The 20,751-nt window shown below is 69.7% G+C and carries 22 protein-coding genes and 1 tRNA gene; 11 read left to right on the top strand and 12 right to left on the bottom strand.

Features of this window, described 5'->3' with window-relative positions; genetic code table 11:
• The first annotated feature begins 58 nt into the window (after nt 1-58).
• The 4 genes from L8951_RS03385 (at nt 59) to L8951_RS03400 (ending at nt 3,185) form a co-directional block, all read left to right on the top strand.
• Complete coding sequence (locus L8951_RS03385) at nt 59-694, top strand: trimeric intracellular cation channel family protein (protein ID WP_244381583.1); 636 nt, start codon at nt 59-61, stop codon at nt 692-694.
• Between the two features lie 55 nt (nt 695-749).
• Entirely contained in the window at nt 750-1,922 is a 1,173-nt protein-coding gene (locus tag L8951_RS03390) for an LL-diaminopimelate aminotransferase (RefSeq protein ID WP_244381584.1), read from the top strand.
• Between the two features lie 163 nt (nt 1,923-2,085).
• The gene (locus L8951_RS03395; protein ID WP_244381585.1) at nt 2,086-2,673 is read left to right on the top strand and encodes a L,D-transpeptidase family protein; all 588 of its coding nucleotides are present in this window, start codon (nt 2,086-2,088) and stop codon (nt 2,671-2,673) included.
• Nucleotides 2,674-2,705: 32 nt separating this feature from the next.
• Nucleotides 2,706-3,185: a DUF2721 domain-containing protein gene (locus L8951_RS03400; protein ID WP_244381586.1), complete on the top strand. Its 480-nt coding sequence runs from the start codon at nt 2,706-2,708 to the stop codon at nt 3,183-3,185.
• Here the strand turns inward: L8951_RS03400 and L8951_RS03405 are convergent.
• On the bottom strand, nt 3,182-3,439 hold the full coding sequence (locus L8951_RS03405) for a hypothetical protein (protein ID WP_244381587.1): 258 nt from the start codon (nt 3,437-3,439) through the stop codon (nt 3,182-3,184). The genes L8951_RS03400 and L8951_RS03405 overlap by 4 nt on opposite strands.
• 117 nt (nt 3,440-3,556) lie before the next feature.
• Here L8951_RS03405 and glpX point away from each other — a divergent pair, with 117 nt between their 5' ends.
• The 6 genes from glpX (at nt 3,557) to L8951_RS03435 (ending at nt 9,392) form a co-directional block, all read left to right on the top strand.
• Nucleotides 3,557-4,534 (top strand): class II fructose-bisphosphatase, encoded by a 978-nt coding sequence (gene glpX / locus L8951_RS03410; RefSeq protein WP_244381588.1) that lies wholly within the window; start codon nt 3,557-3,559, stop codon nt 4,532-4,534.
• A 63-nt stretch (nt 4,535-4,597) separates the two neighbouring features.
• A complete protein-coding gene (locus L8951_RS03415; protein WP_244381589.1) occupies nt 4,598-5,134 on the top strand; it encodes a PH domain-containing protein in 537 nt (178 codons plus the stop codon).
• A complete protein-coding gene (locus tag L8951_RS03420) occupies nt 5,131-6,777 on the top strand; it encodes a PH domain-containing protein (RefSeq protein WP_244381590.1) in 1,647 nt (548 codons plus the stop codon). The genes L8951_RS03415 and L8951_RS03420 overlap by 4 nt, the downstream gene beginning before the upstream one ends.
• Entirely contained in the window at nt 6,774-8,522 is a 1,749-nt protein-coding gene (gene recJ / locus L8951_RS03425) for a single-stranded-DNA-specific exonuclease RecJ (RefSeq protein WP_244381591.1), read from the top strand. The genes L8951_RS03420 and recJ overlap by 4 nt, the downstream gene beginning before the upstream one ends.
• Nucleotides 8,523-8,587: 65 nt before the next feature.
• Nucleotides 8,588-8,663, top strand: a tRNA-Glu gene (locus L8951_RS03430).
• A gap of 585 nt (nt 8,664-9,248) precedes the next feature.
• Nucleotides 9,249-9,392, top strand: a complete 144-nt coding sequence (locus tag L8951_RS03435) for a hypothetical protein (RefSeq protein ID WP_244381592.1) — start codon at nt 9,249-9,251, stop codon at nt 9,390-9,392.
• Nucleotides 9,393-9,822: 430 nt separating this feature from the next.
• On the opposite strand, the gene L8951_RS03440 is transcribed toward L8951_RS03435, so the two are convergent.
• From L8951_RS03440 to putP, 8 genes are all read right to left on the bottom strand, one after another.
• Nucleotides 9,823-10,692 (bottom strand): phosphatase PAP2 family protein, encoded by an 870-nt coding sequence (locus L8951_RS03440; protein ID WP_244381593.1) that lies wholly within the window; start codon nt 10,690-10,692, stop codon nt 9,823-9,825.
• A gap of 91 nt (nt 10,693-10,783) precedes the next feature.
• Complete coding sequence (locus tag L8951_RS03445; protein WP_244381594.1) at nt 10,784-11,143, bottom strand: cupin domain-containing protein; 360 nt, start codon at nt 11,141-11,143, stop codon at nt 10,784-10,786.
• Nucleotides 11,144-11,152: 9 nt separating this feature from the next.
• Nucleotides 11,153-11,980 (bottom strand): universal stress protein, encoded by an 828-nt coding sequence (locus L8951_RS03450; RefSeq protein ID WP_244381595.1) that lies wholly within the window; start codon nt 11,978-11,980, stop codon nt 11,153-11,155.
• Complete coding sequence (fghA, locus tag L8951_RS03455) at nt 11,977-12,828, bottom strand: S-formylglutathione hydrolase (RefSeq protein ID WP_244381596.1); 852 nt, start codon at nt 12,826-12,828, stop codon at nt 11,977-11,979. Before fghA ends, L8951_RS03450 begins: the two co-directional genes overlap by 4 nt.
• Nucleotides 12,825-13,211 carry a VOC family protein gene (locus L8951_RS03460; RefSeq protein WP_244381597.1) on the bottom strand — a complete coding sequence of 129 codons (387 nt, stop codon included), beginning with the start codon at nt 13,209-13,211 and terminating at the stop codon, nt 12,825-12,827. The genes fghA and L8951_RS03460 overlap by 4 nt, the downstream gene beginning before the upstream one ends.
• A 12-nt stretch (nt 13,212-13,223) precedes the next feature.
• Nucleotides 13,224-14,327, bottom strand: a complete 1,104-nt coding sequence (locus L8951_RS03465) for an S-(hydroxymethyl)glutathione dehydrogenase/class III alcohol dehydrogenase (RefSeq protein ID WP_244381598.1) — start codon at nt 14,325-14,327, stop codon at nt 13,224-13,226.
• Between the two features lie 69 nt (nt 14,328-14,396).
• Nucleotides 14,397-14,936 (bottom strand): hypothetical protein, encoded by a 540-nt coding sequence (locus L8951_RS03470; RefSeq protein ID WP_244381599.1) that lies wholly within the window; start codon nt 14,934-14,936, stop codon nt 14,397-14,399.
• A gap of 64 nt (nt 14,937-15,000) precedes the next feature.
• Nucleotides 15,001-16,473, bottom strand: coding sequence for a sodium/proline symporter PutP (putP, locus tag L8951_RS03475; RefSeq protein WP_244381600.1), 1,473 nt, complete (start codon nt 16,471-16,473; stop codon nt 15,001-15,003).
• Between the two features lie 121 nt (nt 16,474-16,594).
• On the opposite strand from putP, the gene L8951_RS03480 reads away from it, so the two are divergent.
• Nucleotides 16,595-17,326 (top strand): CPBP family intramembrane glutamic endopeptidase, encoded by a 732-nt coding sequence (locus L8951_RS03480; RefSeq protein ID WP_244381601.1) that lies wholly within the window; start codon nt 16,595-16,597, stop codon nt 17,324-17,326.
• Here L8951_RS03480 and L8951_RS03485 read toward each other — a convergent pair.
• The 3 genes from L8951_RS03485 to L8951_RS03495 form a co-directional block, all read right to left on the bottom strand.
• Nucleotides 17,293-19,299: an acetyl-CoA carboxylase biotin carboxylase subunit gene (locus L8951_RS03485; protein WP_244381602.1), complete on the bottom strand. Its 2,007-nt coding sequence runs from the start codon at nt 19,297-19,299 to the stop codon at nt 17,293-17,295. The genes L8951_RS03480 and L8951_RS03485 overlap by 34 nt on opposite strands.
• Nucleotides 19,300-19,354: 55 nt before the next feature.
• Nucleotides 19,355-20,197: an alpha/beta hydrolase gene (locus tag L8951_RS03490; protein ID WP_244381603.1), complete on the bottom strand. Its 843-nt coding sequence runs from the start codon at nt 20,195-20,197 to the stop codon at nt 19,355-19,357.
• 83 nt (nt 20,198-20,280) lie between these two features.
• Nucleotides 20,281-20,727 (bottom strand): hypothetical protein, encoded by a 447-nt coding sequence (locus L8951_RS03495; RefSeq protein ID WP_244381604.1) that lies wholly within the window; start codon nt 20,725-20,727, stop codon nt 20,281-20,283.
• Between the last annotated feature and the right edge of the window lie 24 nt (nt 20,728-20,751).

The raw sequence follows: 20,751 nt of genomic DNA on the forward strand, positions 1-20,751 counted from the left end.
TTCGCGCCCCAAGATTGTTGATGTGCAGCCATACGCTTTCGGTTAGGCGATGAAAACGATGCAGACGATCGACCTTCCCCTGCCGCCCATCCCGCCCGGACCGCTGGTCGCGCTCGACTATGTCGGGATCGCGGTGTTCGCGGTGTCGGGCGCGCTGCTCGCCGCCAAGAAACAGCAGACGCTGGTCACCTTCTTCTTCTTCGCGCTGGTCACCGGCGTGGGCGGCGGCACGCTGCGCGACCTCCTGATCGGCGCGCCGGTCTTCTGGGTCCGCCACAACGAGACGCTGCTGGTCATCATCGCCGCGACGATGGCGGCCTGGTTCATCAAGGCGCTGCGCACCTCCGAGCGCCCGCTGCTGTGGTTCGACGCGCTCGGGCTGGCCGCCTACAGCGTCTATGGCGCGTCCAAGGCGCTGCGCTACGGGGTGGCGCCGCTGCCCGCGGTGGTGATGGGGATCATGACCGCCTGCGTAGGCGGCATCATCCGCGACGTGCTCGCGGGCGAACCCTCGATCCTGATGCGCCCCGAGCTCTACGTGACCGCGGCCGCCTTCGCCTCGGGGCTGTTCGTGGTGCTCGTGACCGCGGGGGTGCCGAGCCTCCTCGCCGCGGTGGTCGCGGGGCTGCTCGGCTTCTCGCTGCGCGGTGCGGCCATCTCGCGCGGGCTCAGCCTGCCCGCGTACAAGGACTAAGCCGCCCCGCCCTTTTGCCGTTGCCGCCGGGCGCGGATCGCGGCACATCTGGGGCATGTCGGACTTCTACCGGATCGAACGCCTGCCGCCCTACGTGTTCGCCGAGGTGAACGCGATGAAGGCCGAGGCGCGCGCGCGCGGGATCGACATCGTCGATCTCGGCATGGGCAACCCCGACGGCGCCCCGCCGGCCCATGTCATCGACAAGCTGTGCGAGGTCGCGCGCAAGCCCGACGCGCATCGCTATTCGGCGAGCGCGGGGATCAAGGGGCTGCGCCGCGCCCAGGCCGACTATTACGCCCGCCGCTTCGGGGTCCGGCTCGACCCCGACCGCGAGGTCTGCGTGACCCTCGGCTCGAAGGAGGGGTTCGCCAACCTCGCGCAGGCGATCACCGCGCCCGGCGACGTCGTGCTCACCCCCAATCCGAGCTACCCGATCCACCATTTCGGCTTCATCATCGCGGGCGCCGCGATCCGCTCGATCCCCGCCGCGCCCGGCCCCGACTTCCTCGACAAGCTCGAGAAGGCGATGCGCTATTCGGTGCCGCGTCCCAAGGTGCTGGTGGTCGGCTATCCCTCCAACCCGACCGCGCAGGTCGTCGGGCTCGACTTCTACGCGGGGATCGTCGCCTTCGCGCGCGACGCGGGGCTCAAGGTCATCTCCGACCTCGCCTATGCCGAGATCTATTATGGCGACCAGCCCACCCCCTCGATCCTCCAGATCGAGGGCGCGCGCGAGATCGCGGTCGAATTCACCTCGCTGTCCAAGACCTATTCGATGGCCGGCTGGCGGATCGGTTTCGCGGTCGGCAACCCGGCGATGATCGCCGCGCTCAAGCGCGTCAAAAGCTATCTCGACTATGGCGCCTTCACGCCGATCCAGGCCGCCGCGGTCGCCGCGCTCAACGGCCCGCAGGACATCGTCGAGGAGAACCGGCGGCTCTATCGCAAGCGCCGCGACGTGCTGGTCGAAAGCTTCGCCCGGGCGGGCTGGGATATCCCGGTCCCCGAGGCCTCGATGTTCGCCTGGGCGCCGATTCCCGAACGCTTTCGCGGCATGGGCAGCGTGGGCTTTGCCAAGCATGCGCTCGAGACCGCGCAGGTCGCGCTCGCCCCCGGGCTCGGCTTCGGCGAGGAGGGCGAAGGCTTCGTGCGCCTCGCGCTGGTCGAGAACGAGCAGCGGCTGCGCCAGGCCGCGCGCGGCATCAAGAAGATGCTCGAGCGCTAGGAGCCCGCCCCGTCCCCGGCTGCCGCAGGCCCCCCACCCAGCACCGCACCCCGTTCACGCCCGGCCGTTGCTTATCCGCGCCGGGGCGGCTAGGCGGCGCCCCAATCGCGGCTCCGCCCGCTTATGCTGGCGCCGCTCCACTCGCTGTTGCCGGAATTCCATCATGACCTTGCGCCGCCTCCTGCTCATCACCCTGCCGCTCGGGCTCGCTGCCTGTGCCGCGACCCCCGCGCCCGAGCCCGCGCCGGTCGTGGTCGCCGCCCCCGAGCCGGCGGGGTTCGTCATGCCCGAGGGCTATCGCTGGAGCCACGGTCTCGCGCCGGCGGCGGCGGCCGCGATGCGCGAGACCTTCGGCATCGACACGCTCGCCCCCAACGAATTCGTCTGGGCCGACACGCTGCCCGACACGGGGGAGGCGCGCGTCATCGTCGATCTCAAGGAGCAGATGACCTACGCCTACAAGGGCGAGGTGCTGGTCGGCGCCGCCTCGGTCTCCACCGGCAAGGCGGGCAAGGAGACCCAACTCGGCTTCTGGCCCATCCTGACCAAGCATCGCCATTACCGCAGTCGCAAGTATGACAATGCGCCGATGCCCTATTTCCAGCGCATGGACCGGTTCGGGATCGGGCTGCACGGCGGCCACAATCCCGGCTATCCGGCGAGCCACGGCTGCATCCGGCTGCCCGAGGGCTTCGCCGCCAAGCTGTTCGCGCTGACCGCCATCGGCGACGAGGTCGTCGTCGAGGGCTAGAGGCCCGCCCGCCTTTCTGCCACAAGCGCGGCATGACCGATCCCAACGACGTCACCGCGCTCGGCCAGACCATCCAGCTGGCGATCGCGCCCGTCTTCCTGCTCGTCGCCGCGGGGGGCTTTCTCAACGTGCTCGCGGGGCGGCTCCACCGCATCGTCGATCGCGCCCGCACCCGCGGCCCGCTGCTGCTCGAGGCGAGCGGCCACCAGCACGAGACGATCAAGGAGGAATTGCGCTCGATCGATCGGCGCATCGGGCTGGTCAATGCCGCGATCGGGCTGGTCGTCCTCGCCGCGGTGCTGATCTGCCTCGTCGTCATCCTCATGTTCGCGGCGCAGATGAGCGACGTCGCGCTGTCGGGGCCGATCGCCATCCTGTTCGCGCTGGCGATGTTCTCGATCGCGGCGGGGATCGCGCTGTTCCTCGTCGAGACCCGGATCGCCAGCCGCTGGATCCACGTCTCGAGCGACCTTCTCGAGCACCGGGTGATGGAGGAGCAGCGGCGCGACTAGCCGCGCTTGCGGCGCCGGGCCAGCTTGGTGATTAGGACGAGGATGATCAGGTTGACGAACGGCGCGCCGAACACGTCGAGCTGGAGCCGGAACCAGTCGCTCCACGGCAGCCCGAGCGGCTCGAGAATCAGCAGCGACAGGTCGGCCTGCTCCTGGCTGAACATGTTGAGCCGCACGATCCCGTAGAGCCCCAGGGCGAAAACGTAGAGCAAGCCGAAGAGGATCGTGATCGCCTTCATCACCGCATGAAACATCGCTTTCCCCCCGCCGATCACAGTCCTTGCCCTTGTTTCACGAACGCCGCGCCTCGACAAGGGCGTGCGGCCTTGGCAAGGGGGGCGCCAACCCACAGCATGCAAGGGATCAATGTGATGTCCAGCGCCAGTTCCGCCCTCGATCGCGTCCTCGTCCTCGAAATGGTTCGCGTCACCGAAGCCGCCGCCATCGCCGCCGCCAAGCTGGTCGGTCGCGGCGACGAGAAGGCCGCCGATGCCGCCGCCGTCGAGGCGATGCGCGCGGCGCTCAACCTGCTGCCGATGGAAGGCACGGTCGTCATCGGCGAGGGCGAGCGCGACGAGGCGCCGATGCTCTATATCGGCGAAAAGGTCGGGCTGGCGGGCGACGACGACCCGCGGATCGACATCGCGCTCGATCCGCTCGAGGGCACGACCATCACCGCCAAGGCGGGGCCCAACGCGCTCGCGGTCCTCGCGATCGCCGAACATGGCTGCCTGCTCAACGCGCCCGACGTCTACATGCAGAAAATCGCCATCGGCCCGGGCTATCCCGAGGGCACGATCGCGCTCGAGGACGATGTCGAGACCAATATCCGCCGCCTCGCCGCCGCCAAGGGCTGCGCGATCGAGGAGATCAACGCCTGCGTGCTCGATCGCCCGCGCCACCGCGAGCTGATCGCCGACCTGCGCCGGCTCGGTTGCGGCATCAAGCTGATCCCCGACGGCGATGTCGCGGGGGTGATCGCGACCACCGACGAAGACACCGGGGTCGATATCTACATGGGCTCGGGGGGGGCACCCGAGGGGGTCCTCGCCGCCGCCGCGCTGGCCTGCGTGGGCGGGCAGATCCAGGGCAAGCTCCTGTTCCGCAACGATGACGAGCGCGCGCGCGCGCGGCGGTGGGGGATCGAGGACCTCGACCGCGTCTATGCGCTCGAGGACATGGCCAGCGGCGACTGCATCTTCGCGGCCACCGGGGTCACCGACGGCTCGCTCCTCGACGGGGTCAAGCGCCGCAAGTCGGGGTGCATCGAGACCGAGAGCATCGTCATGCGCGCCTCCTCGGGAACGGTCCGCTATATCCGCGGCGAGCATCGCAAGGGCGTGGCCTGATCCGCCTGCTCGCGCGGGCGAAGAAACGCTTTGTGAACCGGGCCCATGCGCTAAGGTAGGGCGATGACCGAGGCCACCCTCCCCACCGATTCCGACCTGCCCGCCACGCTCGATCCCCGCCGCGCGGTGCTGCCCCCCGGTCTCGAGCCGGTCGAGCCGTCCTATCGCTGGGCGCTGCGGCTGCGGCTGATGCTGGGCTGGCTGCCGCTGCTGATCGGCGCGCTGGTGCTCGATAGCGTCGCGCTCGAGGGCGCGCCGCTGCGCGGCTTGGCCAGCGGGGTCGTCGCCCTCGTCGGGCTGGCCGCGGTGGTCATCGGGCCGCAGCGGATCTGGCGCCGGCTCGGCTATGCCTTGGGCGAGCGAGAATTGCGCATCGTGCGCGGCTGGCTGTTCCACGTCGACACGATCGTGCCCTTCGTGCGGGTCCAGCATCTCGACGTCGCGCGCGCGCCGCTCGACAAGCTGGTCGGCACCGCCAGCCTGATCATCCATACCGCGGGCACCCACAACAGCGTCGTGACCCTTCCCGGGCTCGCGCCGCCGCGCGCGATCGAGTTGCGCGACCGCATCCGCGCCCAGATCAAGACCGACTGGCAATGAGCGGCGAGCCGGGCGCGATCCCCGGGCCGATCACGGGCGCCGACGCCAACCCGGGCGCGCCCGCGCCCGCGCACGCCGACGCCGCGGCCCCGCCCCCGCGCGAGCGGCTCCACCCGCTCAGCCTCGTCGCGGGGCTCGGGACGGTGTTCAAGCAGGCGTGGGCGGCGCTCGCGGGGGGCATCTTCCTCGCCGCGCAGGGGCAGACCGGGTTCGCGCTGCTGCTGGTCGGGGTCGCCACGCTGGGGACGCTGGGCTCGATCGCCGTGCGCCTCCTGTCCTTTTCCTACCGCATCGACGTCGACGAGATCGACCTCGCCAGCGGAATCATCAACCGCAACGAACGGTCGATCCCGTTCGATCGGGTGCAGGACGTCAACATCGAACAGAACCCGATCGCGCGGCTGATCGGGCTGGCGCGGGTCAAGCTCGAGACGGGCGCCTCGGCGGGCGCTAAGGACGAGGACGGGGTACTCGATTCGATCACCCTGGCGCGCGCCGAGGCGCTGCGCGACCGCATCCGCGCGCACCGCGCGGGCGCCCCCGGCGCCGGGCTCGCGCCCGCCTCCTCGGCTGCCGCGTCCACCGCCGAGGCCAACGCCGACGCCGAGACCGAGGCGATCTTCGCCATGACCCCGCGGCGGCTGCTCCAGCTCTCGGTTTTCAGCTTCTCGCTGGCGATCGTCGGCGCGCTGTTCGGCGTGGCGCAGACCTATGGCGACGCGCTCGGGCTCGACCCGTTCGACCCGGATTTCTGGCGCGCCAACCTCGAACGCGTCGGGCCGCTCCAGAACCTCGTCCTCGCCAACCGCGCCGTGACCGCCGGGTTCGGCATCGTGACGCTGCTGCTGGCGGGGCTGCTCACCGGCTTTGTCCGCACTGTCCCGCGCGAATGGGGGTTCACGCTGACGCGGACCGAGACCGGCTTTCGCCGCCGCCGCGGGCTGCTCACGCTGACCGACGTGGTGCTCCCGCTCAAGCGCGTGCAGGCGGCGATCGTGGCGAGCGGGCCGGTGCGGCGGCATTTCGACTTCGCCAAGCTGACGATCCAGAGCCTCGCGCGCGACAGCGGGTCGGGCGACCACAGCATCGCCCCGCTCGCCACCGGCCCCGAGATCGAGCGGATCATCGCCGCGATGGGCTGGCCCGCGCTGCCCGACGAGGGCGCCCCGTGGCAGCGCCCGAGCCGCGCCTTCATCGCCAGCGGGCTCGTCCCCGCGGCGATCTTCCTCCTGCTCCCCGCGGTGGTGGTCACCGCGATCATCCTCGGGCGCGACGACTGGGCCGCCGCGCTCGGGGGTGCGGGGCCCACCCAATTCTCGCTTCTGGCCGCCGGGCTCTGGCTCGGGGCCATGGCGCTCCTGTCGCTGCTGCGCATCCTCGACTGGCGTCACCGCCGCCACTGCATCGCCGACGCACGCCTCTATGTCCGCCGCGGCTGGTGGCGCCGCGGCCTCGTCATCCTGCCGCTCGACCGGATCCAGTCGGTCGACCTGCGGCGCCCGTTCTGGAAGCGTTGGTTCGGCATCGCCGACCTGCGCTTCGGGGTCGCGGGCGGCAGCGGCTTTGCCGCGCACCGCATCGAGGCGCTGCGCAGCGATGAGGCCTATGCGCTGCGCAACGCGCTGCTCGAGCCAGTGCGATGAGCCGGCTCGACATCGAGCGCTCGCTCTCGGGGCAGCCGTGGCGTTGGCGTTACCAGGGCGGCGACGACCTGACGCGCGATTTGACCGACCAGCTGCTGCTCGCGCGCGGGATCACGCAGGCCGACCTGCCGCGCCACCGCAGCCCCAGGCTGCGCGACTTCCTGCCCGACCCCTCGACCTTTCGCGACATGGACAAGGCGGCCGCGCGGGTCGCCGATGCCATCGAGGCGGGCGAGACGATCGCCCTGTTCGGCGATTACGACGTCGATGGCGCCACCTCGGCCGCGCTGCTCGCCCGGCTGTTGCGCCAGCTCGGGGCCGAGCCGATGCTCTATATCCCCGACCGGCTGATGGAGGGCTATGGCCCCTCGGGCGCCGCGCTCGTCGAGCTCAAGCGCCGGGGCGCGGGCCTGTGCATCACCGTCGACTGCGGGGCGCAGGCCTTCGCCGCGCTCGACGAGGCTGCGGCGGCGGGGCTCGAGGTGATCGTCTGCGACCATCACAAGTGCGACGCGACGCTGCCGACCGCCTGCGCGGTCATCAACCCCAACCGGCTCGACGAGAGCGAGCTGGGCGCCGCGCACGGCCACCTCGCCGCGGTCGGCATGGCCTTCCTGCTCGGCGTCGCGCTGCTGCGCGAATTGCGCCGCCGCGGGCGCTTCGTCGACGGCGCCCCCGAGCCCGACCTCCTGCCGCTGCTCGACCTCGTCGCGCTCGGCACGGTCGCCGATGTCGCCAAGCTCCAGACCCTCAATCGCGCCTTCGTGACGCAGGGGCTCAAGGTCATGGCGAGCCAGCGCAACGTCGGGCTCACCGCGCTCGCGCGGGTGGCGGGGCTCAAGAAGGCACCCGCCGCGCGCGACCTCGGCTTCGCGCTCGGCCCGCGCATCAATGCGGGCGGGCGAGTCGGCGAGGCCGACCTCGGGGTCCGCCTCCTCACCACCGAGGACGCCGCCGAAGCCGAGGAGATCGCGGCGCGGCTCGATCGCTACAACGAGGAACGCCGCGCGATCGAGGCGGCGGTGACCGAGGCCGCGCTCGAGGCCGCCGAGGCGCAGGCCGACAGCGCGCTGCTGTGCGTCGCCGGGGCGGGCTGGCACCCCGGGGTGGTGGGCATCGTCGCCAGCCGCCTCAAGGAACGCTTTCGCCGCCCCGCGCTTGTCATCGGGCTCGACGAGGACGGCGTCGGCAAGGGCTCGGGCCGCTCGATTTCCGGGGTCGACCTGGGCGCCGCGATCCTCGCGGCGCGCGACACGGGGCTGCTCCTCGCCGGCGGGGGGCATGCGATGGCGGCGGGGGTGACGGTGGCGCCGGGCGGGACCGAGGCGCTGCACGCCTTCCTCGCCGAACGGCTGGCGGACGAAGTCGCCGCCGCGCGCGCGGGGCAGGCGCTGGTGATCGACGCCGTGCTCGCCGCGGGCGGGGTGGCGGGCGCGTTGTGCGACCGCATCGAGGCCGCGGGTCCCTATGGCGCGGGCTGGCCCGCCCCGCGCGTCGCGGTCGGCCCGGTGCGGCTGCTCAACGTCGGGGTGGTGGGGCAGGGCCATGTCCGGCTTCGCGCGGTGGGCGACGACCAGCGCGGTTTCAAGGCGATCGCCTTTCGCGCCGCCGACCGCGAATGGGGGCAGGCATTGCTGGGCGCGCGTCCCGACCAGCGCTTCTGGCTCGCCGGGGTGCTCAAACGCGACGAGTGGACCGGGGGCGATGCCGCCGAAATGCACCTCGAGGATGCGGCCTACGCATAAATGCTGCAAAAGGCGCTTGACGTGTCCCGCGCCCGCTTATAGATGCGCCCCCACACCGACGGTGTGGCCCCTTCGTCTAGCGGTCTAGGACGTCGCCCTTTCACGGCGAAAACACGGGTTCGAGTCCCGTAGGGGTCACCATCCGTCGGTGTCTTTTGCTCCCCTTACAACCTTGCCCCCGCCGCCCCGGCGCGATCGCCGATGGGGCGCGCGCTGGTCACACCTGTGCCGGGGAGCCGGACCCGCTTGACCAGCGCCACCACCGCCCAGGCCAGCGCCCCGCCGACCGCCGCGCCAAACATAAAGGACAGCGGAACTGCCGGGTTTCTAGACAAGAACGAACTGGCAGGACCTCGCGGTCGCGCCTCGTCGTGTGAACCGGTCATCCCAACCAGAAACGCGCCCTTCCCTAGAGGTAAAACTGGTCACCGCACTAGTCTAGGTACTGCCACAGATCGTTGATATACCCCTTTTCCGCCACCCGCTTAACGATGGTACCGCGACCTGCGGCCGTCGAAGGAAAAATCGGGCCGCCGTATGTCTTTGTTGATCTGTTTTGACAAGTAGTTTCGTTCCAAACAGAGTTGCTGACGACCAATGTTTCTCAAGCCAGTGACATTATAGGGGAGCTTTTAATTTCGACGAAAGTCCTCCTGCTCTTTACTTTTGACGCTTGAGCTCTAACCCTCGCCCCACTCGGCTTTCAGCGTATCGGGAACCCGAACCATGAAATATCAACCGATCAAAACCACGAGGCGGCGGACTCTCGCGCTCGCCGGGGCGATGGTGCTCGCGCTGCTTTTCATCCTCGCCGGCGCCGCGCTGCTGCTCAGCGCTCCCGAAGGTGCGGCGGTGCTGCTCGACCGTTAGAGCGCGAAATTTTGACGAGCACAGCGCATCCTTCTGGGAGTCAGACTTCGAGTTCCATCAGAAATCCATGATGACGCGGGCGCCTTCACAGGTGCGCGCTATATCTTTTTATGGCGCCGCGTTTCGCGCGTGGGTGCAAAATGAAGCAGATCCCTTTTCCCAAGCCTGACGCGGCTCGTCCATGGGACGCACCCGGCATCCCCGGGCGAGATGCGCGCGCAACCCACACGGGCCGCTCCACTCTACAGGGGGGTGCGCCTCACAGGTTCCCCCCGGGGCGCTAACCCCTTGAAACGGAACGGGACAGAATTCGCGCTTTGGGGGGGGGGGAGGGAATGGGCTTTGAAAACGAAGCACATTCTAATTCCACGGCGAAAACACGGGTTCGAGGCCCGTAGGGGTCACCATCCGTCGGTGTCTTTTGCTCCCCTTACAACCTTGCCCCCGCCGCCCCGGCGCGATCGCCGATGGGGCGCGCGCTGGTCGCGCCGGTGCCGGGGAGCCGGACCCGCTTGACCAGCGCCATCACCGCCCAGGCCAGCGCCCCGCCGACCAGCCCGTCGACCGCATAATGCCAGCCGGTCACCACCGACAGCACGAGGATCGCGAAGGCGAACGCCCATGCCGTCCAGTGGCGCAGCATGATCGCGGCCCAGGTCACCGCGGCGATATGCATGCTCGGCATCGCGGATATGCCGCCACCGACCGCCGTTCCCTGGCTGGTGTAGAGCGCCCACAGATAGTCGGCATAAACCGGCTCGGGGATCGCCGCGAAACGGTCGCCGAGCCCGAGGTCGTCGTAGAACACCGGCCCCGCCGCGGGCACGAGGAACTGCACCACCGGCGCCACCAGCCCCCACAGGATGAACCAGCCGCTGATCGCGCGCACGTCCTCGCGCGCCTTGAACAGGGCGAAGCAGATGAACAATCCCCACGCCCAGTGATAGACGAAATGCCAGTCGGGAAAATGGAGCCAGCTGACGTAGGGCCACGGGTCGCCGAAGAAGAGCAGCGCATCGAGATCGGCGAGCAGCCGGTCGGCCCACATGCCGCGCTCGTTGATGGTCATCTTCACGCCGTTGTAGGCCGACATGCCCAGCCCCGCCATGAAGGACAGGACGGCGACCGTGAACACCGGTCGCAGGGTCTCGAGCCGCAGGTAACAATAGAGCGTGAACGGCGCGATCGCGAGGCAGGCGATCCCGATCCAGAACAGCATCCCGCCAACCCCGAAATGGTCCCAGCCGAGGATCAGGTTCGGCGCGATGCACAGGATCGCAATCGGTAGCCAGACGCGCATTCTTCCCCCGTCGCCAGCGGAACGCGGGAGCGATGCTGCCACAGTTCGCCCGCGATCGCAAAAGCCGGCAGTGGCGCGCTCGCCCGCGGGCTCAGCGCTCGGCGCGGTCGCGGGGCTCGATGATGAGGTAGGCGACCTCCGTTTCGCCGACGTTGAGCACCTCGTGCCACTCGGTGCCCTCGCTCGCGAAATGGCTGCCCGTCGCCAGCTCCACCTCGCGACTGCCCGAGGCATCGGTCAACCGCATCCGCCCGCCCGACAGCGCATAGCCGAAATGGGGGGCGTGGAAGTGCCGCTCGTGCCCGACCCCCGGGGCGAAGCGACAGCGCAGGACCCGCTGCCGGGCATCCTCGTGCAGCACCTCGCACACCGGCGCGCCCTGCCACCCCGCCGCGAGCGGGTCGGGCAGCGGCGCGGGCGGGGCCGACAACAGCGCGATGAGCAGGCTCATATGCGCCTCCTAATGCGCGACCATCAGCGCGATCGGGCAGCCCTTGAGCAGGCTGTGGGTGGTGCCGCCGAACAGCTTCTCGCCGAGGCGCGAGCGTCCATAGCCCCCCACCACGAGCAGCCCCGCGCCCTTGTCCTCGGCGAAATCGAGCAGCGCGCGCGAGACCTTGCCATCGACCTCGTCGATGCAGTGATATTCGCTCGTCACCCCGTTGCGGCTGAGATATTCGAGCACGTCGGTCACCGGGTAGAGCCCGTTTTCGGACGCCTCGCCGCGCTCGGTCACGCGCACGACATGCACCTCGCTCGCCTGCGCGATCAGGTCCATCCCCCCGCGCACCGCGTTGGCGACCTCGAAGCTGCCGTCCCAGCCGATCACCGCCACGCCCTTGGGGTCGAAGCAATCCTGGTCATCGCCGCGAAGGAACACGGGCGAGGCCGAATTCATCAGCACATCGCCGAGCACGGTCAGCGCTGCCCCCTTGCTGTCGCCGTTGCGCGGCACGCGCCCGGCCACGATGAGATCGGCAAGCGCCGCCTTGGCGACGATCGAGCCGGCGGTCGAGCCGGTCACCCGCTGGTAGTCCCAGCCGACATCCTCGTTCGACAGCTCCTTCTTGACCGCCTCCTCGAGCGCCTTTTCGGCCGCGTCGAAGGCGCGCTGGCCCGAGCGGTCGGGGTCGATCCCCCCGAAGCTCTGGAACACCGCCGCGGCATCCTCCGAGGTGACGTGGAGCACTTCGAGATGCGCCCCCACCGCCCGCGCGATGGCCAGCGCGGCCTCGACCCGCTTGTTCACCATCGGGTCGGCCTGGACGTGGAGGAGGATGGTTTTCATTGGGTTCCTTTCAAGCGATCGGCGTGCCAGCCGACATGGTCGGCCATGAAGCTGGAGATGAAATAATAGCTGTGGTCGTACCCCGACTGGCGGCGCAGGTTAAGGGGGATGCCGGCGCCGCCGCAAGCCGCCTCGAGCGCCTCGGGGCAGAGCTGCTCGTGAAGGAACGGGTCCTCGGTGCCGACATCGACCAGGATCTCGCCGCGCCGCGCCCCGTCCTCGATCAGCGCGACCGCGTCATAGGCGCGCCAGTCGGCCTCGTCCTCGCCCAAATAGAGCTCGAACGCCTTTTTCCCCCACGGCGCGGCCATCGGGTTGGCGATCGGCGCGAACGCCGAGACCGACCGCCACTTGCCCGGCTCGCGCAGCGCCGCGACCAGCGCGCCATGGCCGCCCATCGAATGCCCCATGATCGAGCTGGCATGAGGATCGACCGGGAAATGCTCGGCCACCAGCGCGGGCAGCTCCTCGCTGACATAGTTCCACATGCGATAGTTGCGCGCATAGGGCGGCTGCGTGGCGTCGACATAGAAGCCCGCGCCGAGGCCGAAGTCCCAATGCCCCGCGCTGTCGTCGGGGACGCCCTCGCCGCGCGGGCTGGTGTCGGGGGCGACGAAGACGATGCCCTGCGCGGCGCAGGCGGCGCGATACTCGCCCTTCTCGGTGACGTTGGCGTGGGTGCAGGTCAGCCCCGACAGGTAATAGAGGACCGGCAGCCGCGTGCCCTCGCGGTGCGGCGGCACGAAGACCGAAAAGGTCATGTCGGTCCCGGTCGAGGTGCTGGCGTGGCGATACACCCCCTGGCGTCCGCCATGGCTGACCCAGCCGTCGACCGTCTCGAGGGTCACTTGCGCGGCACCCGGTAGAGCCCGCACAGCTTGTTGCCGGCGGGATCGCGCAGATAGGCGAGGTAGAGTTCGCCGAACGGGTTGGCGCGGATGCCGGGCGGGTCTTCCACCGCAGTGCCGCCCGCGCCCACCCCGGCCTCGTGCCACGCGTCGACCTGCTCCTTGCTGTCGCAGGCAAAGCCGATCGTCATGCCGTTGCCGCAGCTCGCGGGCCCGCCGTCGAGCGGCTTGCCGAGCATGAAGACCGCGCCCTTGTGGAGCCAGCTGGTGCGCCCCTTCTCGTCGGTGATCCCGGGCTTGCCCCCGATCGCCGAGAAGAGCGCGTCATAGAAGGCTCTGGAACGGTCGAGGTCGTCGGCGCCGACCATCACATGGCTGAACATTGTCTTTTCTCCTCAGTAGACCACGACCGAGCGGATCGACTTGCCCTCGTGCATGAGCTCGAACCCGCGATTGATCTCGTCGAGCGAGAGGACGTGGGTGATCATCGGGTCGATCGCGATCTTGCCGTCCATATACCAGTCGACGATCCGCGGCACGTCGGTTCGTCCCTTCGCCCCGCCGAAGGCGGTGCCGCGCCAGTTGCGCCCGGTTACCAGCTGGAACGGGCGGGTGGCGATCTCCTTGCCGGCCTCGGCGACCCCGATGATGATCGAGGTGCCCCAGCCCTTGTGACAGCATTCCAATGCCTGCCGCATCACCTCGACATTGCCGGTGCAATCGAAGCTGTAATCGGCGCCGCCGTCGAGCATCGCGACGATCTTCTCGACCACCCCGCCCTCGCGCGCGTCGATGAAGTCGGTCATGCCGAACTGCTCGCCCCAGCCCGCCTTGTCGGGGTTGATATCGACCCCGACGATGCGGTCGGCGCCCGCCATCCGCGCGCCTTGGATGACGTTGAGGCCGATCCCGCCGAGCCCGAACACGACGACATTGTCGCCCGGCTTGACCGCGGCGGTGTTGACCACCGCGCCGACCCCGGTGGTGACCCCGCAACCGACATAGCAGGCCGACTGGAAGGGCGCGTCCTTGCGAATCTTCGCCACCGCGATCTCGGGCAGCACGGTGAAGTTCGAGAAGGTCGAGCAGCCCATGTAGTGGAAGATGGTTTCGCCCTTGTAGGAAAAGCGGCTGGTGCCGTCGGGCATCAGCCCCTTGCCCTGCGTCTCGCGGATCGCGCTGCACAGGTTGGTCTTGCCCGACAGGCACATTTTGCACTGGCGGCATTCGGGGGTGTAGAGCGGGATGACATGGTCGTCGGGCGCGACCGAGCTGACGCCCGCCCCCACCTCGCGCACGATCCCCGCGCCCTCGTGCCCGAGAATGGTCGGGAACAGCCCCTCGCTGTCGTGACCGCCCAGCGTATAGGCGTCGGTGTGGCAGATCCCCGTCGCCATGATCTCGACCAGCACCTCGCCCTCCCTCGGGCCCTCGAGATCGACCTCGACGATCTCGAGCGGCTGCTTTTCCGCAAAGGCGACGGCGGCTCGTGTCTTCATGGCGCTTGATTCCCCTGCTGGCGCTGGAGCCCGCCTTCTAGCGGCTCGGCCGCGCCGCCGCCAGCGGGGCTAGCGCTCGATCCGCAGCCGGCTCGCCGAACCGGCGGGGCCGAGCAGCGTGAACCCCTCATCGTCGCACGCCAGCCGCGCGCGCGGCAGGTCGAGGATCACCGTGTCGCCCACGCTCAGGCGCACCGCGCCCAGCCCCGCCCCGAGCGCGCACCGCGCGTCGAGATAGTCGCGCGCCGCGGCCGCATCGGGCGCCAGCGCCGGGCGCAGGCTGTCGAGGCACTTGTTGTGCGTCGCCGCCTCGCGCGTGGCAGCGGGACCGCAGGTCGCGGTCGCGCTCGCCGCGCGCTCGCGATGGCGCAGGATCACGGGCAGCCGGGTCTCCGCGGCGCCGCGCGGCGATGTCGCGGCGGGCAGCGAGAGCCGCTGCGGCGCGGTCTCGTCCCACGGGAAGCGCAGGCGGATGCGCCCTTCGCCCTCGCCCTCGATCTCGAGCAGCGCGCTCGTGCGCGCCCGCTCGCCGAGAAATTCCATGTCGCTCTGCTGCTGCTGCGCCTGCGGCGCCAGGACCAGCAGCGCGAGTGCGATCGCAACGGTCATGGCGGTTCCTCCCTCGGGTCGGATGCGCGCGCATTATAGCCGATGCGCGCGCCCGGCGCGAGGGTCAGGCGGCTTCGCTCGCCCGCAGCCCCGGGGCCTCCCCCTCGCGTCCGGTGGCGCGGCTGACCGCCCAGATCGCGATCCACGCGGCGATGAACCCGGGCACGATCTCGTAGACGATCCCGACATCGAAGGCGATCCACGCCATGACGACCGCCGCCCCGGTGACCAGCCCGGCCAGCGCGCCCGCCCCCGTCATCCGCCGCCACGTCAGCGACAGGATGATGAGCGGCCCGAAGGCGGCGCCGAAGCCGGCCCAGGCGTTGGCGACGAGGCCGAGCACCTGGCTGTCGGGATCGCTGGCGATGACGATCGCGACCAGCGCGACCAGCGCGACGCAGACGCGCCCGACGTTGACGCTCTCGCGCTCGGACGCCTCCTTCCGCAGAAACAGCTTGTAGAAATCCTCGGTGAGCGAGGAGGACGCGACGAGCAGCTGCGAGGAAATGGTCGACATGATCGCCGCCAGCAGCGCGGCCAGCAGGAAGCCCGTGATCAGCGGGTGGAAGAGCAGGTTGGCGAGGACGATGAAGATCGTCTCGGGGTCATCGACCACCAGCGCGTTGCGCTCGACATAGGCGCGCCCGGCAATGCCGATCCCGATCGAGCCGGCGAGCGCCACCCCCATCCAGCTCATGCCGATGTTGCGCGCGGTCTTCACCCTGGCCACGGTGTCGATCGCCATGAAGCGCACGATGATGTGCGGCTGGCCGAAATAGCCGAGTCCCCAGGCCATCAGGCTGATGAAGCCGAGCAGGGTCAGCCCCTTGGTCATGTCGAGGAAGCCCTCGACCGGCACCTCGGCGATCGACCCGCCCCCCTCGCCGCCGGACCCGAACATCACCACCAGCGGCATGACGACGAGCGCGGTGACCATGATCAGCCCCTGCACGAAGTCGGTCAGGCTGACCGCGAGGAAGCCCCCAACCATGGTATAGGCGAGCACCACCAGCGCGGTGATCCAGATCCCGGTCATATAGTCGCTCAGGCCCAGCCCGGGCAGCAGCCCGGCGAAGCTGGTCTCGAACAGCTTGCCCCCGCCGACCAGCCCCGCGGCGGTATAGACCGAGAAGAAAGTGACGATGATCAGCGCGCTCGTCACCCGCAACGCCACCGCCTTGCCGGGAAAGCGGTTGGCGAGGAATTCGGGGATGGTCAGCGCATTGCCATAGGCCTCGGTCTGCTGGCGCAGCCGGGGCGCGACGAGGATCCAGTTCACCAGCGCGCCGAGGAACAGCCCGATCCCGATCCACGCCTCGACCAGCCCCGCCGCATAGAGCGCGCCGGGCAAGCCGAGGAGGAGCCAGCCCGACATGTCCGAGGCGCCCGCCGAGAGCGCCGCCACCGCGGGGGGCAGGTTGCGCCCCGCGAGGAGATAGCCCTCGCTGGTATCGGTCGACTTGCGATAGGCCCACAGGCCGATGGCGATCATCCCCGCGAAATAGGCGAAGAGCGAAATGAGCGTTCCTGTCTGCATGGTCGCGGAAGCTAGGGATGTGCGACCGCCGCGTAAACCCGCGCCTTCCGGTCCCCCTTTGCCGCCGCGCCGCCTGCCATCGCGCTGGCGGCGGCGGCCGTAAGCGGCTAGCGCCCCGCCCATGACCATCGTGCGTTTCGTCCTGCTCGCCTTCTTCCTGTCCTACGGGCTCGTCTTCGGGGCCATCGCGCTGCATCCGCCGCTCGGCCGATCGGGCGGGGTCAACCATATCGCGGTCCTCGGCCCCGCGCTCGCCGCCTTGTGGATGGTCCGCCGCGAGCGCGGGAGCCTCGCGGACTGGCTGCGCGAGCGCGCCGGTACGGTGCGCTGGTGGTGGCTCACGGTGCCGGTGGCCGCGCTCGGTCTCGCCGCTGCCCTCGGGGCGCCGGTCGACCCGGGCGCGTTCGTCATCGCGCTGTTGATCCAGACCGTCTTCATCGCGCTGCCCGAGGAGATCGGCTGGCGCGGCTGGCTCGCCGACCGGCTGCTGACGCGCCATCGCCCGATCGTGGCGGGCCTCGCGACCGGACTGATCTGGGGGGCTTGGCACGGCCCCAAGCTGGTGATGCTCCCCGGGCTCCTGCTGCTGGCGGTCGGGCTGTCGGTCCTCCTCGTGCTGGCCTATGCACGCCATGGCGGCGGCATCGGCCTTGCCGCGCTCGTCCATGGCAGCATCAACGCAGCCATCGCGCAGGCGGCGGTCATGCCGGCGGCGGCCGAGCGCCTGCTGTTCGACCGCTATGCGCTGGTCGTCGGGGGGCTCGCGGTCGCGGCGATAGTGGCGCGGCGCGGCTGGTTCGCCGCCGCGCCCTCGCCCGGCTATTCGAACTCGACGATCACCTCGTCGACCTGAAGGCTCGCGCCCTCGGCGACGGGGGTGACCTTGACCGTCCCCGCCTTCTCGGCGCGCAGGATATTCTCCATCTTCATCGCCTCGACCACCGCGAGCGGCTGGCCCGCCTCGACATGGTCGCCCGCGCCGACGTGGAGCTTGGTCAGCAGCCCCGGCATCGGCGCCATCAGGAAGCGCGACAGGTCGGGCGCCACCTTTTCGGGCATGTGCACCATTAGGTCGGCGACGTGGCGGGGCAGCACCCGCGCATGGTGCTGCGCGCCGCGGGTCACCAGATTGAAGCCGCGCCCCTGCTGCGCGACCTGCACGATGCGGCGGCGATCGTCGCATTGCGCGACGAGCAGCCGCTGGCCGGGGGTGAAATCGGCGATGACCTCGATCGTCTCCTCGCCAACGCTGACCAGCGTCTCGCCGTCCTGCGGGTCGACCGTCACGTCATGGCGTTCGCCGTCGAGCAGCACCGCCTGCTCCATCGCGGGGAAGACGGGCTCGCCGAGCTGGCCGTCGATCAGGCTCATCCGCGTGGCATGGGTCATGCCCACGATCGCGGCGATCGCGACGAGATCGGTGCGCAGCGCGGCATCGGTCGGCGCGCCCGCGAACCCGTCGGGATATTCCTCGGCGATGAACCCCGTGGTCAGCGCGCCCGAGCGGAAGCGCTCGTGCTGGAGGAGCGCCGAGAGGAAATCGATATTGTCGGCCAGCCCGTCGATCTCGAACGCGTCGAGCGCCTCGACCGCGAGTTCGATCGCCTCCTCGCGGGTCGCGCCATGGGTGATCAGCTTGGCGATCATCGGGTCGTAGAACATGCTGACTTCGCCGCCCTCCGCGACGCCGTCGTCGACGCGGATCACCGCGTCGCCGTCGCGCTCCTCGGCGGGCGGCGCATAGGTCGTCAGCCGCCCGGTCGAGGGGAGGAAGCCGCGATAGGGGTCCTCTGCATAAACGCGCGCCTCGATCGCCCAGCCATTGTAGCTGATGTCGTCTTGCGCGAAGGGCAGCTTTTCGCCAGCCGCGACGCGGATCATCTGCTCGACGAGGTCGACCCCGGTGATCTCCTCGGTGACCGGATGCTCGACCTGGAGGCGGGTATTCATCTCGAGGAAGTAGAAGCTCTCGCCGGTCGTGTCCTTGCCCGAGACGATCAGCTCGACCGTGCCCGCGCTATGGTAGTCCACCGCTCTTGCCAGCGCGACCGCCTGCTCGCCCATCGCCTTGCGCATCTCGGGTGTCACGAAGGGCGAGGGCGCTTCCTCGATCACCTTCTGGTGGCGCCGCTGGATCGAGCATTCGCGTTCGCCGAGGTAGACAATGTTGCCATGCTTGTCGCCGAGCACCTGGACTTCGATGTGGCGCGGTTCCTCGATGAACTTCTCGATGAAGACGCGGTCGTCGCCAAAGCTGTTCAAACCCTCGCGCTTGGTCGCCTCGAAGCCCTCGCGCACGTCCTTCTCGCCATAGGCGAGGCGCATGCCCTTGCCGCCACCGCCGGCGCTCGCCTTCATCATCACCGGATAGCCGATGTCGGCGGCGATCTTCACCGCCTCTTCGGTGTCGGCGATCTCGCCGAGATAGCCGGGGACGACATTGACCCCCGCCTCGCGCGCCAGCTTCTTGCTCTCGATTTTGTCGCCCATCGCCGCGATCGCACCCGCCGGCGGGCCGATGAAGGCGATGCCCGCCTCGTCGAGCGCCTTGACGAAGGAGGCGCGCTCGCTGAGGAAGCCGTAGCCCGGATGGACCGCCTCGGCGCCGGTCGCCTTGCAGGCCTCGATGATCTTGTCGGCGACGAGATAGCTCTCGGCCGCCGCCGCGGGACCGATATGCACTGCCTCGTCGGCCATCGTGACATGGGGCGCCTTGGCATCGGCGTCCGAATAGACCGCGACCGTGGCAATCCCCATCTTTTTCGCGGTGCGCATCACCCGGCAGGCGATCTCGCCGCGATTGGCGATCAGGATCTTCTTGAACATGCGGTCTCCTAAGGGGCCTCTCAACTGACCGACCGCCTATGCCGCGCCGCGCGGCTCAGGGCAAGGCGGGGTCGCCGCGCTCGCAGCGGAGCGTCATCCCGTAATCGTCGAGCCAGTCGGCCCCGGTCGGCAGCAGATACTGGAGCGCCTCGGGTAGCAGTCCGTGGAGGCTGGTGCCGTGGCCAAGCTCGGCGCGGCGGTCGGAAAAGCAATGGGGCTGCGCCGCATCGAGGCTGCCCGCCACCCGCAGCACCGCCGCCTCGAACGCCCCGCCCTCGTCGGCAAGGCTGAGATAGAGCGGTGGGCGAACCGGCGGGGTCGGGGTCGCGGCGATACGGCGGCTCAGCGCCTGGTCGTTCCACCAGAGGCTGGGCGAGATGGCGGCATAGCCATCGAACATCGCGGGCGCCTCGAGCCAGCTTTCGACCACGAAATGGCCCGCGGCGCTCTCGTCGACGAGCAGGTCGCGCCCGTCGGTGCGATAGGCGGCCGCGACCATCGGCATCACCTCGCGCCCGATCCAGTCGCGAAAGCGCGCGCTCTCGCCGGCGGTCGGCCAGCGCCCGGCCTCCTCGGCGACCTGGGTCGGGGCGAGCATTTCGCGCTGCCGGTCGCGGGTCTCGAGGGCGACGAGGATCGCCTCCTCGCTGCGTCCCCACATCGCGTTCCAGCGCAGGATCCCCAACCCGAGCATGATGTCCTGCGCCACCCCACCGTCGAGCAGGTAGACCACCGGCCAGCGCCGGTCGGGCTCCTCGTCGTAGCCGCGGGGCAGGACGACATTGACCTCGCGCCGCGCGCCGAGCGCCTCGACGAGATGCTGTTCGCCTACGACCAGCGGCTGCGGCTGCGGCTGCGGCTGCGGCTGGCCGAGCGCGAGAAGGGCGGCGAGGATCATGGCAAGGCTCCGGGCTAGCGGGATGGGCAGGCGCCCGGCAGGGGCCTGTCCACGCCGCGCCCGGCGCGACCGATCGCCCCGGCTCAGTAGTCGGGGTGGTAATGCCCGATGTCGGTTTCCTCGCGCGCCACGAGGCTGTCCCATTCGCCGAGGATGGCCTCCGCGGCCTCCATGCCGCCGGCCAGTTCGGCCATCTTGCCCATCCACGCGATGTCCTCGGGGCTGGTCAGCCACGTCATGTCGCTGGGCCCGCCCTTCATCGGGAAGACGTACATCGCGTCCCACTCGCCCGAATTGAAGTGGATGCCATGGACCCCGCTGTCGTTGCCGGTCATGCGGTCGGCCTTGGCGAAATAATCGCGAATGATCTCGAGCCCGCGCTCGCGCTTGCCCGCATGGAACTTGACATAGCTGACCCGCGCCCAGCCGACCTCATCGCCCATCCGTTCGGGTTGCGGCGCGTCTTGCGCGATCGCGGTGGCAGGAACGCACAGGGCCGCCAGCGCGGCCGCACAGCAAATGGCTTTCATGTCTCAACTCCCCTGTTGGAGCCG

Source organism: Sphingomicrobium astaxanthinifaciens, assembly GCF_022865105.1.
GTDB lineage: Bacteria > Pseudomonadota > Alphaproteobacteria > Sphingomonadales > Sphingomonadaceae > Sphingomicrobium > Sphingomicrobium astaxanthinifaciens.